The organism is Corynebacterium amycolatum SK46 (assembly GCF_000173655.1).
Taxonomy (GTDB): Bacteria; Actinomycetota; Actinomycetes; order Mycobacteriales; family Mycobacteriaceae; genus Corynebacterium; species Corynebacterium amycolatum_A.
Genome location: NZ_ABZU01000002.1, coordinates 171983 through 186232 on the forward strand (window position 1 = coordinate 171983; position 14250 = coordinate 186232).

General features: G+C 57.3%; 17 protein-coding genes and 1 pseudogene. 4 read left to right on the forward strand and 14 right to left on the reverse strand.

What is annotated here, in order from left to right:
• Positions 1 to 17: 17 nt before the first annotated feature.
• The 4 genes from rpsD to infA all read right to left on the reverse strand — a co-directional run bounded on the left by rpsD (position 18) and on the right by infA (position 1942).
• Complete coding sequence (gene rpsD / locus CORAM0001_RS02640) at positions 18 to 623, reverse strand: 30S ribosomal protein S4 (RefSeq protein WP_005509964.1); 606 nt, start codon at positions 621 to 623, stop codon at positions 18 to 20.
• Positions 624 to 647: 24 nt separating this feature from the next.
• The gene (rpsK, locus tag CORAM0001_RS02645) at positions 648 to 1052 is read right to left on the reverse strand and encodes a 30S ribosomal protein S11 (RefSeq protein WP_005509761.1); all 405 of its coding nucleotides are present in this window, start codon (positions 1050 to 1052) and stop codon (positions 648 to 650) included.
• Positions 1053 to 1055: 3 nt separating this feature from the next.
• Complete coding sequence (rpsM, locus tag CORAM0001_RS02650) at positions 1056 to 1424, reverse strand: 30S ribosomal protein S13 (RefSeq protein WP_005509836.1); 369 nt, start codon at positions 1422 to 1424, stop codon at positions 1056 to 1058.
• A 296-nt stretch (positions 1425 to 1720) separates the two neighbouring features.
• Entirely contained in the window at positions 1721 to 1942 is a 222-nt protein-coding gene (gene infA, locus CORAM0001_RS02655; protein ID WP_016422077.1) for a translation initiation factor IF-1, read from the reverse strand.
• A gap of 332 nt (positions 1943 to 2274) precedes the next feature.
• Here infA and CORAM0001_RS02660 point away from each other — a divergent pair, with 332 nt between their 5' ends.
• The gene (locus CORAM0001_RS02660) at positions 2275 to 3669 is read left to right on the forward strand and encodes a purple acid phosphatase family protein (protein ID WP_005510061.1); all 1395 of its coding nucleotides are present in this window, start codon (positions 2275 to 2277) and stop codon (positions 3667 to 3669) included.
• A 41-nt stretch (positions 3670 to 3710) separates the two neighbouring features.
• On the opposite strand, the gene map is transcribed toward CORAM0001_RS02660, so the two are convergent.
• Positions 3711 to 4511, reverse strand: coding sequence for a type I methionyl aminopeptidase (map, locus tag CORAM0001_RS02665; RefSeq protein ID WP_040360913.1), 801 nt, complete (start codon positions 4509 to 4511; stop codon positions 3711 to 3713).
• 227 nt (positions 4512 to 4738) lie between these two features.
• On the opposite strand from map, the gene CORAM0001_RS02670 reads away from it, so the two are divergent.
• Positions 4739 to 5320 (forward strand): hypothetical protein, encoded by a 582-nt coding sequence (locus CORAM0001_RS02670; RefSeq protein WP_005509742.1) that lies wholly within the window; start codon positions 4739 to 4741, stop codon positions 5318 to 5320.
• A 146-nt stretch (positions 5321 to 5466) separates the two neighbouring features.
• On the opposite strand, the gene CORAM0001_RS02675 is transcribed toward CORAM0001_RS02670, so the two are convergent.
• The 3 genes from CORAM0001_RS02675 to secY form a co-directional block, all read right to left on the reverse strand.
• Positions 5467 to 6891 (reverse strand): HNH endonuclease signature motif containing protein, encoded by a 1425-nt coding sequence (locus tag CORAM0001_RS02675; RefSeq protein ID WP_244261975.1) that lies wholly within the window; start codon positions 6889 to 6891, stop codon positions 5467 to 5469.
• 455 nt (positions 6892 to 7346) lie between these two features.
• On the reverse strand, positions 7347 to 7898 hold the full coding sequence (locus CORAM0001_RS02680) for an adenylate kinase (protein WP_005509947.1): 552 nt from the start codon (positions 7896 to 7898) through the stop codon (positions 7347 to 7349).
• The gene (gene secY / locus CORAM0001_RS02685) at positions 7898 to 9229 is read right to left on the reverse strand and encodes a preprotein translocase subunit SecY (RefSeq protein WP_005509912.1); all 1332 of its coding nucleotides are present in this window, start codon (positions 9227 to 9229) and stop codon (positions 7898 to 7900) included. The genes CORAM0001_RS02680 and secY overlap by 1 nt, the downstream gene beginning before the upstream one ends.
• A gap of 353 nt (positions 9230 to 9582) precedes the next feature.
• Between secY and CORAM0001_RS11650 the strand changes: the two are divergent.
• Together CORAM0001_RS11650 and CORAM0001_RS11655 are read left to right on the forward strand one after the other, a co-directional pair.
• A pseudogene (locus CORAM0001_RS11650) lies at positions 9583 to 10245 on the forward strand (6-carboxyhexanoate--CoA ligase); the annotation flags it as partial.
• Positions 10246 to 10254: 9 nt separating this feature from the next.
• Positions 10255 to 11442: an aminotransferase class I/II-fold pyridoxal phosphate-dependent enzyme gene (locus CORAM0001_RS11655; RefSeq protein WP_425265856.1), complete on the forward strand. Its 1188-nt coding sequence runs from the start codon at positions 10255 to 10257 to the stop codon at positions 11440 to 11442.
• Between the two features lie 97 nt (positions 11443 to 11539).
• On the opposite strand, the gene rplO is transcribed toward CORAM0001_RS11655, so the two are convergent.
• The 6 genes from rplO to rpsH are packed head-to-tail and all read right to left on the reverse strand — an operon-like array spanning position 11540 to position 14185.
• Complete coding sequence (rplO, locus tag CORAM0001_RS02695) at positions 11540 to 11986, reverse strand: 50S ribosomal protein L15 (RefSeq protein ID WP_005509936.1); 447 nt, start codon at positions 11984 to 11986, stop codon at positions 11540 to 11542.
• A gap of 7 nt (positions 11987 to 11993) precedes the next feature.
• Positions 11994 to 12179: a 50S ribosomal protein L30 gene (gene rpmD / locus CORAM0001_RS02700; RefSeq protein ID WP_005509843.1), complete on the reverse strand. Its 186-nt coding sequence runs from the start codon at positions 12177 to 12179 to the stop codon at positions 11994 to 11996.
• A gap of 5 nt (positions 12180 to 12184) precedes the next feature.
• Complete coding sequence (rpsE, locus tag CORAM0001_RS02705; RefSeq protein ID WP_005510059.1) at positions 12185 to 12802, reverse strand: 30S ribosomal protein S5; 618 nt, start codon at positions 12800 to 12802, stop codon at positions 12185 to 12187.
• Between the two features lie 34 nt (positions 12803 to 12836).
• Positions 12837 to 13235 carry a 50S ribosomal protein L18 gene (rplR, locus tag CORAM0001_RS02710; protein WP_005510009.1) on the reverse strand — a complete coding sequence of 133 codons (399 nt, stop codon included), beginning with the start codon at positions 13233 to 13235 and terminating at the stop codon, positions 12837 to 12839.
• Positions 13235 to 13771, reverse strand: a complete 537-nt coding sequence (rplF, locus tag CORAM0001_RS02715; protein WP_005509895.1) for a 50S ribosomal protein L6 — start codon at positions 13769 to 13771, stop codon at positions 13235 to 13237. Before rplF ends, rplR begins: the two co-directional genes overlap by 1 nt.
• 15 nt (positions 13772 to 13786) lie before the next feature.
• Positions 13787 to 14185 carry a 30S ribosomal protein S8 gene (rpsH, locus tag CORAM0001_RS02720; RefSeq protein ID WP_005509822.1) on the reverse strand — a complete coding sequence of 133 codons (399 nt, stop codon included), beginning with the start codon at positions 14183 to 14185 and terminating at the stop codon, positions 13787 to 13789.
• Between the last annotated feature and the right edge of the window lie 65 nt (positions 14186 to 14250).

The window sequence follows — 14250 nt, forward strand, 5'->3', positions numbered from 1 at the left end:
GCAAGCGAAGTTGGTTATTACTTCGAGTAGAACTCGACGATCAGCTGTTCCTGAAGCGGAATGTCGATCTGTGCGCGTTCCGGGGTCTGGTGCACGAGGATGCGCAGGGACTCAGGAACAACCTGAAGCCATGCCGGGACGACAGCGTCGACCAGGTTCTCCTGTGCCTCTTCGAACCAAATCATCTTCTGCGACTTCGGGCGCACGTCGATGATGTCGTACTGGCTTACCTGGAAGGACGGCACGTTGATCTTCTTACCGTTAACGGTGAAGTGGCCGTGGGAAACCAGCTGACGAGCCTGGCGACGGGTACGAGCCAGACCAGCGCGGTAGACAACGTTGTCGAGACGCGACTCCAGCAGGACGACGAGGTTATCGCCAGTCTTGCCCGGACGACGGTGAGCCTCGGCGTAGTAGCGACGGAACTGCTTCTCCATCACGCCGTAGGTGAAACGTGCCTTCTGCTTCTCCTGGAGCTGGAGCAGGTACTCCGACTCCTTGATACGAGCGCGGCCAGCCTGCCCCGGAGGGTAGGGACGACGCTCAAAGTTCATGTCGCCACCGACGAGGTCGACGCGGAGACGACGGGACTTACGGGTTGCGGGACCGGTATAACGGGCCATTTCTGTTCTCTCCTTACCCTATTCCTAGACGCGACGACGCTTCGGCGGACGGCAGCCGTTGTGCGGCTGAGGGGTCACATCCGAGATCGAGGACACCTCAAGGCCAGCGGCCTGGAGGGAACGGATGGCGGTTTCGCGGCCCGAACCCGGACCCTTAACGAAAACGTCAACCTTCTTCATACCGTGATCCATGGCCTTACGAGCAGCGTTCTCGGCGGCCATCTGAGCAGCGAACGGAGTGGACTTACGAGAGCCCTTGAAACCGACGTGACCAGAGGAGGCCCACGAGATAACAGCGCCCTTCGGGTCCGTGATGGACACGATGGTGTTGTTGAAGGTGGACTTGATGTATGCGTGGCCCTGAGCCACGTTCTTCTTTACAACGCGACGGCCGGTACGACGGCCGCGTGCGGACTTCGGAGCTGCCATGTTTTACTTCTTCTTTCCGGCGATCGTCTTCTTCGGACCCTTACGCGTACGTGCGTTGGTCTTGGTGCGCTGACCACGGACCGGCAGGCCACGACGGTGGCGCAGACCCTGGTAGGAACCAATCTCAATCTTGCGGCGGATATCAGCCTGAACCTGGCGGCGGAGATCACCCTCGACCTTCCAGGTAGCTTCAATCACGTCACGCAGCGCAGCAACCTGCTCATCAGTGAGAGCGTCGGTGCGCAGATCCGGAGAGATGCCGGTCTTCTCCAGCAGCTCATTAGCACGGGCGGGGCCGATGCCATAGATGTAGGTAAGAGCGACCTCCATACGCTTGTTGCGTGGCAGGTCAACTCCAGCAAGGCGTGCCATACGGCAATTTCCTTCCGGTTGATGCGGTGGTTTACTCCACTGCCATCCTTCCCAGACCCGGCTTACTCGGTCGGACGCCGAGTCGCGTAGGTGTTATAGAAAGGCTCCAGCCACCGTTGCCGGAGGTATTCTCGCTTACTTCTGTGGAAAAGCTTTCATAAAGAACCGCCGCGCCGAACTGCTGAGGCACCAGGCCTCAACATCACGCGGCCGTCACCAGAAGCAGCTAGGACGGTGGAGTTTCTGTCTAGTTAGTAAATGAGCCCATCACCACTACCAACAGTGGTCAGGTCGATTTACTTGTAGCGGTAGACGATTCGCCCACGCTCGAGATCGTACGGAGAAAGCTCCACTACGACTCGGTCTTCCGGGAGAATACGGATGTAGTGCTGGCGCATCTTGCCACTGATATGGGCGAGCACCTTGTGCCCGTTGTCCAGCTCCACTCGGAACATCGCGTTCGGCAAGGGCTCGACGACGCGACCCTCAACCTCAATTGCGCCTTCCTTTTTAGCCATGTCCTCCACGTCTCTCTGGCGGATACCCGGGACAATCCCGGCACCAGTTGGGAAATCTCTACTCTGCCTGGCGTTTTAGCAGTTCCGCGCAGGGATAATCACCGCTGCAGCGACACTGCGTCCACACCATCGCCCAACTTTACACGCGACCTGCGTTTTTACCAAATACGACCACTCTGGGGCCGCCTGCACGCGACGGCAGGCGGATTCACCCCACGGCGACAGAGGCCATCGCGTCTCAAGTGGCAATATTCTGACCTTTATTCTGATCTTTCGTGTGGCTTTTACCTCGAGTTAACCACTCGGACATTGATAGATATCAAATTAGTGACATGTCCAAAATCATGCCTTTGAGTATCCGCGGCTATAACTCCGCCAATAATTCCGCTACCAAGTCCCTGTTCAAGCACCGCTCCATTGCGGGCTTTGCAGTCGCCGCACTTTCACTGTCCAGTCTTATCAATCCAGCAGTGGTCGCCCCTGCAGCAGCAGAGGTGGGGAATCAGACTATTGGCGCGGTTAACGGTTCCGACATTCTCACCAACGCCATCCCAGGCGTTGCTGATCGCGTTATCCTCTCTCCCACTGAGGATGCTTCAACTGGCATGAACGTCACCTTCCGCGCAGATACTGCCGACACTACCGTTGAGTACCGCCCAACTGGCACTGACCAGGTTCGTACCGCAACCACTACTGAAACAGGGAGGACAAATCGCGTCCACCAGTTCGCGGAGCTCGCCGACCTTACTCCTGCGACCGAATATGAATACCGAATTATCACGGCCGACGGCGCTTCCGGACCTTGGGACACTTTCCGCACCGCAGCTGCCGCCCCTCAGGATTTCGACTTTATCTACTTTGGCGATGCCCAAAATGGTCTGACCGAAGAAGCGAAGATTTCCGCACGGGCGGCATACAACGCTGTTCCGAATGCCGCATTGGCGGTACATACTGGCGATCAGATTAATGATGCCGATGACGATGAACAGTGGGATCAGTGGTTCGAAGCGCAGGGACCTACCGCACGCAAGATGCCCATGTTGACCGCCCTCGGCAACCACGAACTCAAAGGTGATCCGCTCGCAAAGAACTTCCAAAATCACCACACTCACCCGGCTAACGGTCCCGCTGTCCTGCCGGAGAGCACCTATTACGTGGACTACCAGGGCGTTCGATTCATCACGTTGACCTCGAACAACCTTTTCCTTTCTCAGCAGGCACGGTTCCTGGACGAGGCTCTTTCTTCTAATCCAAACCAGTGGTCTGTAGTGATGTTCCACCAGCCGGTATATAACGCCACAACTAAGCGGATTACCACCACAAACTTGCGGTACTTCGGCGACATCCTGGAAAAGCACAATGTCGACTTGGTCTTGAACGGCCATGACCACGCATACGCTCGAGGACACCGCTTCGACAATGAAGTCGACGGCGAAAACACCGGCCCTGTCTACATGGTTTCCTCGGCTGGTTCAAAGTTCTACGAAGCTGAACCAGAAAATGCCGCTTGGGATAACAACGGCGCAAACCGCAAGGTCTGGGCTAAGGGGACTGCCACCTACGCCAAGACTTCGGTTCAGGGCTGCACCATGACTATCGACTCCGTCATTACACACGAGGGTGCCGACAACTACACCTCGACCAGCATTAATGGCGCTGGCCAGACAATGGACTCTTTCACCATCGACAAGTGTGGTGAGTCTAAGCAAGTTCGCGACAACATCTAGTGGCCAGTCAAGCACACTGAAAACGCTTGACGACGCACTAGTTATTCATATCGAGGAGTCAAAATACGGGGGCCGTCCGCCGTGGCGGCAACTGTGTGCTCCCAATGGGACGCCGGCATTCGATCAGCGCTGACGACCGTCCAGCCGTCGTCAAGCTCATCGCTACCCCACTCGCCGCCGAGAATGAGCATCGGTTCGATGGCCAACACGGAGCCTTCGACGATGCGGGGGCCCTTGCCTGCTTTGCCTTCGTTGGGGAGGAAGGGATCCATGTGCATCTCGCGCCCGATGCCGTGCCCGCCGTAGCCATCGACGATGCCGAGCTCAATATCGTGGCGCAGTTCAGCCTCTCGTGTAGCCATTTCTAACGCATATGAAATGTCGGTGAGGCGAACACCCGGCACCATGGCCTTAATACCTTCGGCGAGGACCTCCGACGTCGCGATGTTTAGTTTTTCGACACTTTCACTCAGCTTTCCGACGCCGAATGTCAGTGCCGAATCGCCGTGCCAACCGTCCAGAATTGCGCCACAGTCAATCGAGACCAGGTCACCTTCGGATAGAACTGTGGCCGAGGACGGAATGCCATGGACGATAACTTCATTCACGGATGCGCAGATAGACGCCGGGAAACCTTCATAACCAAGGAAAGATGGCGTTGCACCCGCATCGGTAATGACCTGATGCGCAATCTCATTGAGATCCGCCGTGGTCATCCCTGGCTTAGCAGCATCTCGGCAGGCCAGCAACGCACGACCGACAATCTCGCCGGCCGCTTGCATTGCATCCAACTCTCCCTCGGTGCGGGCGGGGACTACTTTGCGGCGGCGTCGAAAACTCATCACGTTGGTTGAGTCTACTCTGACTCAGAAGGGAACCACCGGCTAGCCGCATCCCACCACCTACGAAGGCACCGCTACCCCAAGCCAGCACTCTGCTTCATGTATTTCTGCATGGCGTTGCATGGGAATTTTTATGGATGTTCATTCGTGACAGTTAATCCGCAATCGACTTGCTTCAATTTTCGCGCAGTTTACTCCCAAAGATGAGCTGCCCTACGATAACTGGCATGCATTCACTGTTGAAGTCCGCAAAAACTGCGGGCGCTGTTATTGCTGCCAGCTCACTTTTCCTGGTTGGCGCATGCTCAAGCAATCCCGAACCGCCGTCAGCACCGACTGCTCCGTCGGCTGCTCCCTCCGAAGAATCATCGGGCACCACTGGGAGCACCGCGGGTTTCATGGGCACCTCTGCACTGCCTGAGTCAATCCAGAATTTCACTCCTGCTGCAGTTAAGGATGCGGTTGGCAGCTGCGTCGAGTCGGATGATTCTAAACCCATCATTTTTGGCAGTGAGAGCGTACATGGCTTCACCTGTGTGATGGCTGTTGGCGACGGCGGCACTGCGATGCTCAGTACGGCCGAGGACCCGGCCACTGTCAGCCGGATTAATGAAAAGGCTGAGTCCGTCGAGAACTACGTGCCATACGAGCTACCCGGCAAGCACGCATTTAGCGGCGTCAACAAGGGCTCCCCTTTCGTTATGGTCATCGACGAGGATAACCGCATCTACCAGGAGTTTGTTTTCGCGAATATTGATGCCGATGCCGCACAACCGCTTATCGACGAAATCATTCAGGACTTCCAGTAGCCCTAACCTGCAGTTCAATCCAGGGAACTCACCCAGCATCAACTCTCCGCTGCCGTAACGCTCTGATTTCGCTACGGCCGGAGCACTTCTGCTGTACTCGCCCCAAAAGAGTCTTCACCTCCCGCCAGCGTTACCCCTGCGCCCCGTTATCTCCCGCCCCCTTCGTCATCCACGTCCGCACCGCACCCGCCTGCACCGCCGGGGTCAGCGTCATCCTTATCGCCTTGGTTACGCTTCACCCCTTTTTGCCGAAGTATTCGCCGCAACCAACGTCCTGGGTTATCAAAAGCGTTTGAATCTTGATTCGAGTTCCTGTTTTTCTCTTCCGATGAATCATTTGTCTTTCGGTCTTTTCCTGGCTCAATCCACACCACCCGTTCCGACTCGACAGGCTCCCCTTCACACTCATCCGGCCGCAACGTCCACCAGGATTTGTCATTCGACCGATTGTCATCAATCTTTCGATGCGTACCGGGGTCAACAAATGTCAGATTTGAAATGTCCGTTCCCCCGCCCCTCGCCCAGGATTCAATATGATGCATATCGCACATAGCCGGAGGCGTAGCTTTGCCCGGTGCGGAAGATCCGCCTTCCTCGCCGCACAGCGCAAGGTACTGGGCCATCGTCCCTAGTCTCTGCGATCGGCCAAGAAACAGACTCTGCCCCTTGTCTCCCAAAACCTGCAAGAACGAATTTCCGGCCGCAACCTTCTCTATCGCCTCAGCGATTGACATTCGCACGCCACCATCGCTGATTGCTTTCCCCGCCCCCGGCAGCTTCCAACCATCCGTGCCCTGCAGCTTTACGCCCGCTATTTTCGCGATATCCGAAATATGGGCGACAGTGACAACCGACGTGGTGCCCCGCACCGGCTTTAAGGTCGCGCCTATCCCAAAACCGGCATCGACCGCAGCCTCAAGTGCATCATGAAACCGCTGCTCTGGAGCGCGCTCATCCTTAGCGCCTTCCTCCAAGAGTCCACCCGGCCGTCCGTAGTCAGCCTGCAACCTCTTCAGCATCGCCGCGAAGTGCGGCGTAATCAGCCCCGTCAACCGACTCATACCGTCGGCTCGTTGTGGTCCGACCTTCACTCCCCGCAGCCGCTGTCTGTCCTCATCCGTATATGGGTCATCCAATCCCAACATCGCCCGCAGTCGATGTGACAGCGCACCCAAGTCGTCGACACGCACCTGTGTCACAACCTCACTGGCATGCTCATCCAAGGCCTGCGCCACCCGCGCATGTTCTGACTTCGGGAGATCTTTGACAGCTTTATCAATCTTTTGAACCGCATCCGCCCCTACGACCCCTTCGGATACCTTGTCCCGCAGAGCAGGCATTCTTTCATCATCGCTTTTCGACGAAAAAGGCTCCGCTTCCTTCCGGAGCCGCCCTAAACAACTAATTCGCTGACGAGCCTCCGCACGGGAAATATGAGACTCTTCCGCCAGCCAGGCAACTTTCCGGTGATTCGATGAAGGTATCTCCGGCGCAAGCGCCGCCAAGTACTCCGCGTCAACTATGGCTAGGCGCTTCCGAGCCCTCTCAATCAATGCATAGGCGTCTCGCATATGAACTGGTGATAAATCACCGAAGCAATCCACAACTAACCGAGACAGAGCTTCGAATTGAGTTATCAAGTCTAATATCTGCGACACCGACAGTGCTTGATTCAGCCCCTTTGACGGCTCCTGACCTTGCGGTTGATTAGGTCGCATCATTCCCCTCCCCTCGAATCCCCTAGTAATCGCTTTCGCTTTTACTTCCCTAACTATCCCCTACTACATACAAATATCGCACACCCATTCGAGTACGTCAATACTATTCTTCGTATTTCTTTTCCCTTTTAGCTCCACACCATTCAAGCCAACTAGCCCCCCTTCCCGAGCCCACTCAACACGAAAGCCGCCCTTCCAAACCTCAACGGTTCGAAAGGACGGCTTCAATAACCATCTACTACTGGTCAAACCCATCGGCCCGACCAACGGAAAGATGCCAGAGCACCAATTACCGGCACGCCAGGAGCTTAGTTCAGCTTCTCCAGCTCGGCCATCGTGCGCTCGTTAATCTCCTCAACGGATCCCTCAGCGGCAATCTTGATGATCTTTTCCGAGTAGTAATCCAGCAAAGGAGCGGTCTCATTGGTGTACACATGCATACGGTTGCGGATGACCTCTTCAGTGTCGTCTGCGCGACCACGAGCCAGCATGCGCTCGACTACGACATCCTCAGAAACGTCGAACTGTACGACCGCATCCAGCTCAGTACCGAGGTTGGACAGCAGACGCTTCAGCTCTTCTGCCTGACCAACAGTGCGCGGGAAGCCATCCAACAGGAACCCCTTGGCAGCGTCGTCCTCGTTCAGACGGGACTCGACCATACGCACAGTCACGTCGTCCGGAACAAGGTTGCCGGCGTCGATGTAGGACTTCGCCTCAATGCCGAGCGGAGTGCCTTCACCGATGTTTGCGCGAAACAGGTCACCGGTGGAGATGTGTGGGACACCAAGCTTTTCCGACAGGATAGCTGCCTGAGTGCCCTTGCCTGCACCGGGAGGACCTACAAGTACGAGTCGCATTACTTCAAGAACCCTTCGTAGTTACGTTGCATCATTTGGCTTTCAACCTGCTTGACCGTCGTCAGCGCAACACTGACCAGAATCAGCAGGGCTGTACCTCCAAACATACCGCCTGTACCGGCGTTCGCGTCGCCAAGCCCCATATCAAGAGCGACATTTGGCAGAACAGCAATCAGCGCCAGGTACAGCGAGCCGACAGTCAGCAGGCGAATCAGGACGTAGGACAGGTATTCAGCAGTCGGACGCCCCGGACGGAAGCCCGGAATGAATCCGCCGTACTTCTTCATGTTCTCCGCCTGCTCGTGCGGGTCGTACTGCACGGAGGTGTAGAAGAAGGAGAAGAAGATGATCATCAGGAAGAACAGCAGAATGTACTGCCAACTGGACGGCGCCAGCAGGTACTGAATGACATTGCGCTGCCACCAGTTGTCCATGTTCGGATTCGACTGACCGGACTGAACAATCTGGGTGATTAGAACCGGCACGTAAATCAGCGAGGACGCGAAGATGACCGGGATAACACCGGCCTGGTTCACCTTCAGCGGCAGGTAGGTGGAAGATCCGCCGTACTGGCGACGACCAACCATGCGCTTCGCGTACTGCACCGGAATACGGCGCTGCCCCTGCTCGATGAAAATAACGCCGATGATGAGAATCAGCACCGCAACAATCACGGTGGCGAACACAACACCGGTAGTGGAGCGCAGAATGTTCGCTCCCTGCGCCGGCATACCAGCGGCGATACCAGCGAAAATCAGCAGCGACATACCGTTGCCGACACCTCGGTCAGTAATGAGCTCACCCATCCACATGACCAGCACCGCACCGGCGGTCATCACAACGACCATCACCACGAGGTCAAAGACACCCGCATCCTTAACCAGCAGCGACTGCGAGCCGCCCAGCAGGGCGCCACGGTCTGCCATGGCCACAATGCCCGCAGACTGCAGCAACGCCAACGCCACTGTGAGGTAGCGGGTGTACTGGGTCATCTTTGTCTGACCCGACTGCCCTTCCTTCTTCAACTGCTCGAAGTGTGGAATCACCACCGTGAGCAGCTGGACGATAATCGAGGCCGTAATGTACGGCATAATGCCGATGCCGAAAATCGCCATCTGCAGCAGAGCGCCACCTGAGAACAGGTTGATCAGCGAGTAAACGCTGGACTGATCTTTCGAAATCTGCTCGAGCTGCGCGTTGACCAACTGGTAGTCGATACCAGGGGTTGGAATCTGCGAGCCGATTCGGTACAGAATGATCATCGTCAGAGTGAAGAAGATCTTCTTACGCAAATCGGGATCGCGCAACGCCGCAATGAGACCGGAAGCCACGTGCATCCTCCCGAGGTCAAGAAATCCGCTTCTCCCACGCTTTTGCCGAAAGACCTACCCGCTTATCCGCCAGTAGTCTTCCGTTTTAGTTAAGCAACGCGGATGACGTATTCCTCAAACCTTTAATTGACAGTATTTGACGTAGTGAGTCTACCAGCGTTTCTCCATATCGTCGCAATACGCCTCTATATCACCGTTAGTACAGCGCCCCGCCAATCACCTCTTTTCGCTTGACGACGATTCCAGCGCTCATCCCCTCTGAGCCCACGCCCCTTCATGTGCTCCACCCAACTTTCTCAAACAAAACTTGAACAGTGTTAAAGTTTTGCTCTGTGAGTACCTACAGCATTCGCATGCGCTCCAGCGCCGATTACTGCCATATCTCTGGTGCTGAGCGTCTTGCACCGGCCACCGAACTACCTCAGCTGGCTTCTGCTATGACTAGCCGTGCACTTCACCACGACAAGGGCCGTCCCGACACAATTCACATCACTGTGGACAAGATCGAAGAGTCGACCATCAGCACCGTGCCGGCGTTAACCCCCTTTCTAGAGTCGAACTCCAGCCCTGGGGACGCCCGCAAGCTCATTGCTCAACGCCTACACGCTGCAGGTATACAGGCCGCCGATATCGCCGCCGAGATGGCCTATTCACTCACGGGTCTTCGCGGTGCCGCTCTTATCGATAGCTCCTCCGGTGAGCGGCTCGACCCAAACCCAGCCCGCGGTGTACGGGTTTCCACTTTTGATGCCATCTCACACCCCAGCAAGGACTGCGCCAAGGACCATTTTCACGAGGCGCTCATCCTCGCATCCAAGGTTCACAGCGCCCCGGGCATCGTCGCAGAAATCTGCCTCTCCGATGACCCCTTTTACACGCGTGGCTATCTCGCACTGGACGGATTCTTCCACCGTATCCCCAATATCAAGGACCACGGCAGCACTCTTGGTACTCGCATTTTCATCGTTGAACCCGACACCGATATCCCCGAGCTAATCGATTACCTGGAGAACACGCCGGTCTATATCGAGCTCCCACCTGACGCCAGTTCCTCGACGGACACTACCGGCCTCAGCAGCGACCTTTCGGCAATCGCCGCCCAAAGAAACACGGCCTGGGCCGGTGCAGGACTTACCCGCACACTGCGCACTTTCGAAACCGCACAACTACCGCACAGCCGAATCGACGGAGCCGACTATCTATTGTTTTCTTCTTCGGACTACCTCGGCCTGTCCACGCACCCTGAACTCGTCTCAGCTGCCACCGCGGCAATTGGACATTTCGGCACCGGGTCCGGCGGCTCTCGCCTGACCACCGGCACTAGCATCCACAGCGCACTTGAAAGTGAACTCGCGCAGTTCTTCGGTTTCGACGATGCCGTTCTCTTTGCGACTGGCTACCAAGCAAACCATTCGACCATCGCTGCCATCGCCACCGCCGACGTTGAAATCTTCTCCGACGCCGCCAACCACGCCTCGATCATCGACGGATGCCGCAATGCCCGGGCTAAAGTCACGGTCTTTCCGCACGCTGACTATCAGACGCTCGACCGTCTCCTCGCAACATCGAGCGCCCGCCACAAACTTGTCATCTCCGACTCCGTGTTCTCTATGTCAGGCGAGGTCATCGACGGCCCGGCACTCGAGCGCACCTGTCGCCGTCGCAACGCATGGCTGATGCTTGACGACGCCCACGGCGTCGGCGTTATCGGAGAACAAGGTCGTGGCACTGCAGCGCACCTGGACATCCGCCCAGACATTGTGGTCGGCACCGCGAGCAAGGCTCTCGGTGTCGAAGGAGGATACGTTCTCTGCTCGGCACCAGTTGGCGAACTGCTACGCAATCAAGCTCGTAGCTTCGTGTACTCAACGTCCATGAATCCCGGTTCCGTCGCAGCTATCCGCGCAGCGTTGAAGCAGTTGGAGGTTGGGGACGTCGTCAAGCGATTGCAACGTAATATTGCGCGCGTCCTCTCCCTGGTTGGCGCGCAGTCAGACCCCGCATCTGCAATCATCCCGCTGCCCGTCGGGGACGAGACCGAAGCGATGGACATCTCAGCACAGTTAGCGGAGCTAGGCGTGTTCATACCTGCAATTCGCTATCCGACGGTCCCCCGTGGTGAGGCAATGTTGCGATTGACCATTACCGCGCTCCATACGGACGCTGACATCGACCAACTGGAGCTGGCTCTGCGCAATACCGGCCTGCTGTAAGCCAGCGGTTCGCGCTGCCCTCTCCCCTTCCCCTCTTAATACAACGAGAGCTCCTAACCACATGGGTTAAGAGCTCTCTTGTTAAAGCTTGATTGCTTTAGGCCTCAGTGACAGAGCCGCCTGCAGCCTCGATCTTGGACTTTGCGGAGCCCGAGAACTTGGTTGCGGTGACGTTGACGGAGACATTGATGTCGCCGTCGCCGAGGACCTTCACCGGCTGGTTAGCGCGGACAGCGCCCTTTGCAACCAGGTCGGCGATGGTGATGTCGCCACCGTTCGGGAACAGACGCTCCAGATCCGAAACGTTGACCACCTGGAAGGTGACCTTCGCCGGGTTCTTGAAGCCCTTCAACTTCGGCAGACGCATGTGAAGTGGCATCTGGCCACCCTCGAATGCTGCCGAAACCTGCTTGCGGGCCTTGGTGCCCTTGGTGCCGCGACCAGCGGTCTTACCCTTGGAAGCCTCACCACGGCCGACGCGAGTCTTCTTCTTCTTAGCTCCCGGAGCCGGGGCCAAGTCGTGGAGCTTAATTGGTTCGCTCATGGTTTACCTACTCCCCCGCTACTTCTTCAACCTCGACCAGGTGACGCACAACGTTCACGAGACCGCGCACAGCCGGAGTATCCGGGCGAACGGCGGAATCGTTGATGCGCTTCAGGCCGAGGGTGCGCAGCGAATCCTTCTGGTTCTGCTTGGTACCAGCGGTACCACGGACCTGGGTAATCTTCAGTGCCATGGAAATCACGCTCCCTGACCTGCGCGTGCGCGCAGCATACGTGCTGGGGTGACCTCTTCGAGGGACTTGCCACGACGTGCGGCGACCTCTTCAGGGCGAACCAGCTGCTTGAGAGCATCAACGGTTGCGTGAACAACGTTGATGGAGTTGTTGGTACCCAGCGACTTGGACAGAACATCCTGAACACCGGCGCACTCGAGAACCGGGCGGACAGCGCCGCCGGCAATCAGACCGGTACCCGGAGCAGCCGGGCGCAGCAGCACGATGCCAGCAGCGGTCTCACCCTGAACCGGGTGGGTGATGGTGCCAGCAATCATCGGGACGCGGAAGAAGTTCTTACGAGCCTCTTCAGCACCCTTCTGGATAGCTGCCGGTACTTCCTTGGCCTTGCCGTAGCCGACGCCGACCATGCCCTCGCCGTCACCGACGATGACCAGAGCGGTGAAGCTGAAGCGACGACCACCCTTGACGACCTTGGAAACTCGGTTGATAGTTACTACGCGCTCGATGTACTGCGAACGCTCGTCCTGCTGGCGACGGTCGTTACCGCGGCCACCACGACGGTTGTTGTTCTTGTTGTCAGCGGAGTTACGTCCGCCTTCGCGCTTATCGCGTTCCGACATCACGCATTCCTTCCGTTGGACTTGTAAGTGCGCATTAGAACTTCAGACCACCTTCACGAGCAGCCTCGGCCAGAGCAGCAACGCGGCCGTGGTACTGGTAGCCACCGCGGTCGAAAACGACCTTCTCGATGCCAGCATCCTTAGCGCGAGCAGCAATCAACTCGCCGACCTTGGCGCTCTTTGCCTTCTTGTCGCCCTCGAAGCCACGGAGATCTGCGTCCAGAGTGGAAGCAGCGGCCAGGGTACGACCGATGGAGTCGTCGATAACCTGAGCGGTGATGTGGCGGGAAGAGCGGTGCACGACGAGGCGCGGTGCCTCGGAGGTGCCGCGGACGTTCTTGCGCAAGCGTGCGTGACGGCGGGCGCGGGCGACACGACGACGAGTCGAGATGTCCTTGCCTACCGGGAGGCGCTTTTCGTTGGTGTTGCTCATTACTTACCCGTCTTTCCGATCTTGCGACGGATCTGCTCGCCATCGTAACGAATGCCCTTGCCCTTGTAAGGATCATCCTTACGCAGACGACGGATGTTAGCTGCGAGCTGTCCGACCTGCTGCTTATCAATACCTGTGATCGACAGCTTGGTGGTGCCGTCGACATCGAAGGTGATACCTTCCGGTGCTTCGATCAGGACTGGGTGCGAGTAGCCCAGGGAGAACTCGAGGTCCTTGCCCTTCTTGGCGACACGGTAACCGACACCGAAGATTTCCATCTTGATGGTGTAGCCCTCGGTCACACCGACAACCATATTGTTAATCAGCGAACGGGACAGGCCGTGCAGGGAGCGGCTCTTGCGGTGGTCATCCGGGCGGTTGACCACAATCTCATTGTCCTTCAGCTCAACGGTAATTGGAGCCGGGATAGAGACAGACAGCTCGCCCTTCGGGCCCTTGACGGAAACGTCCTGGCCGTTGACCTGGGCAGTAACGTTTGCCGGGACAACGACAGGGTTCTTACCAATACGAGACATTGTGTAGTTCCCCCTTTACCAGACGTAAGCGAGGACTTCCCCGCCAACCTTCTTCTCGTAAGCCTGGCGGTCAGTCAGCAGGCCCTGAGACGTGGAGATGATAGCCACGCCCAGGCCACCGAGGACCTTCGGCAGGTTAGTGGACTTTGCGTAAACACGCAGACCCGGCTTGGAGACGCGACGCACGCCAGCGATCGAACGCTCGCGGGACGGGCCGTACTTCAGGTTCAGGGTCAGGGTCTTGCCGACCTTGGCATCCTCGACTGCGTAGTCCGCAATGTAACCCTCAGACTTGAGGATCTCGGCGATGTTAGCCTTCAGCTTGGACGACGGCATCGAGACAGAGTCGTGGTACGCGTTGTTAGCGTTGCGCACGCGCGACAGCATGTCGGCGATTGGGTCAGTCATGGTCATGGTTAGTGACCGCTTCCTTTCTCGCTGCGGTTCCTTCCCACCTCGTGGCTAACTCCAATGAACGC

What these genes read in the sequence shown, in the direction of transcription:
- rpsD (WP_005509964.1), bottom strand. Translation starts at nt 623, where the DNA reads ATGGCCCGTTATACCGGTCCCGCAACCCGTAAGTCCCGTCGTCTCCGC.
- rpsK (WP_005509761.1), bottom strand. Translation starts at nt 1,052, where the DNA reads ATGGCAGCTCCGAAGTCCGCACGCGGCCGTCGTACCGGCCGTCGCGTT.
- rpsM (WP_005509836.1), bottom strand. Translation starts at nt 1,424, where the DNA reads ATGGCACGCCTTGCTGGAGTTGACCTGCCACGCAACAAGCGTATGGAG.
- infA (WP_016422077.1), bottom strand. Translation starts at nt 1,942, where the DNA reads ATGGCTAAAAAGGAAGGCGCAATTGAGGTTGAGGGTCGCGTCGTCGAG.
- CORAM0001_RS02660 (WP_005510061.1), top strand. Translation starts at nt 2,275, where the DNA reads ATGTCCAAAATCATGCCTTTGAGTATCCGCGGCTATAACTCCGCCAAT.
- map (WP_040360913.1), bottom strand. Translation starts at nt 4,511, where the DNA reads ATGAGTTTTCGACGCCGCCGCAAAGTAGTCCCCGCCCGCACCGAGGGA.
- CORAM0001_RS02670 (WP_005509742.1), top strand. Translation starts at nt 4,739, where the DNA reads ATGCATTCACTGTTGAAGTCCGCAAAAACTGCGGGCGCTGTTATTGCT.
- CORAM0001_RS02675 (WP_244261975.1), bottom strand. Translation starts at nt 6,891, where the DNA reads ATGCGAGACGCCTATGCATTGATTGAGAGGGCTCGGAAGCGCCTAGCC.
- CORAM0001_RS02680 (WP_005509947.1), bottom strand. Translation starts at nt 7,898, where the DNA reads ATGCGACTCGTACTTGTAGGTCCTCCCGGTGCAGGCAAGGGCACTCAG.
- rplO (WP_005509936.1), bottom strand. Translation starts at nt 11,986, where the DNA reads ATGAGCGAACCAATTAAGCTCCACGACTTGGCCCCGGCTCCGGGAGCT.
- rpmD (WP_005509843.1), bottom strand. Translation starts at nt 12,179, where the DNA reads ATGGCACTGAAGATTACCCAGGTCCGTGGTACCGCTGGTACCAAGCAG.
- rpsE (WP_005510059.1), bottom strand. Translation starts at nt 12,802, where the DNA reads ATGTCGGAACGCGATAAGCGCGAAGGCGGACGTAACTCCGCTGACAAC.
- rplR (WP_005510009.1), bottom strand. Translation starts at nt 13,235, where the DNA reads ATGAGCAACACCAACGAAAAGCGCCTCCCGGTAGGCAAGGACATCTCG.
- rplF (WP_005509895.1), bottom strand. Translation starts at nt 13,771, where the DNA reads ATGTCTCGTATTGGTAAGAACCCTGTCGTTGTCCCGGCAAACGTTACT.
- rpsH (WP_005509822.1), bottom strand. Translation starts at nt 14,185, where the DNA reads ATGACCATGACTGACCCAATCGCCGACATGCTGTCGCGCGTGCGCAAC.